Genomic DNA, 1,207 nt, shown 5'->3' on the forward strand with positions numbered 1-1,207 from the left:
GCACCTATTTTACCCGTGCTTATCAAGGCCGCTACTTGACGGGTTTGATTGCGGGCAAGATGACCGAATCTAACGTACTTGGTTACGTAGCATCGTTCCCGATTCCTGAGGTTATTCGTGGCATTAACGCGTTCACCAAGGGTGCTAAAGAAGTAAACCCTGACGTTCAAGTGAAAGTTGTTTGGGCAAGCACTTGGTATGACCCTGCAAAAGAGCGTGAAGCAGCAGAAACGCTGATTCTTCAAGGCGCAGACGTGCTTACGCAACATACTGACTCCGCCGCTGTGATTCAGGCCGCAGAAGCAAAAGGCAAGTACGCAATCGGTTACCACTCAGATATGTCTGAATACGGTAAAAAAGCGCACCTTACTTCAACGGTACACAAGTGGGGTCCACTTTACCTTAAGAAAGCACAAGCCGTGCTTGATGGCACTTGGAAGTCTGAAGACTTATGGCCTGGCATCGCAGACGGTACAACCGATCTAGCGCCACTGAACGAAGCGATTCCAGCGGATGTTGTCGCGATGGTAGAAGAGAAAAAAGCGGCATTGAAGGCGGGCGAAATGCGCGTATTTGATGGCCCAGTTGTAAACCAAGCTGGAGAAGAAGTGATTCCAGCGGGCGGCACAATGGATGACGGTGCGCTTCTTGGCTTTGATTTCTACGTGCAAGGCGTAGAAGGCAAATTGCCACAGTCTTAATTCAAGGCGAACGATTCGCTGAATAAGGCAGTTAGCAGCGAGCTACTGTTTCCGAATTGCGGTAGCTCGCACTTTTTATAAAGCACCATAAGTGCTGTATTAATGAAAAACTAAGGTAGAGAAATGAAACAACTAAAAACCATCGCTGGTGCAGCAGCACTCGCAGCTGCAGTAGCAGCACCCGCTCAAGCTGAGCAGTTTTGGGCTGACAACAGTGTAACCGTGCTACACAGTGCTGATTACTACAACGTTGGCCATGCTTTCGGCGCTCCGCAGAAAACCATGGAAATGACGACAATGACCGTTGAACACGCTTCGGGTCACGATTGGGGTGATGCCTTCTTCTTCGCTGATCGACACAATGGTAAAGGTTCATTTGGTGACTTTAACGAGACATACGCAGAGCTTTCTCCTCGTTTTAGCCTAAGCAATATGACGGGTTCTGAGCTGAAAGCGGGCCCTGTAACTGACGTATTGATTGCGACGACCTACGAGTTCAGCTCAGA

The 1,207-nt window shown here is 49.1% G+C and carries 1 protein-coding gene and 1 pseudogene; both read left to right on the forward strand.

Annotated elements, in window-relative coordinates; genetic code table 11:
• The coding region (locus A3750_RS22810) for a BMP family ABC transporter substrate-binding protein (protein ID WP_156498863.1) at window positions 1-701 on the forward strand (701 nt) is incomplete at its 5' end.
• 123 nt (window positions 702-824) lie between these two features.
• Window positions 825-1,207: pseudogene (locus tag A3750_RS22815) on the forward strand (hypothetical protein); the annotation flags it as partial.

The organism is Oleiphilus sp. HI0079 (assembly GCF_001635105.1).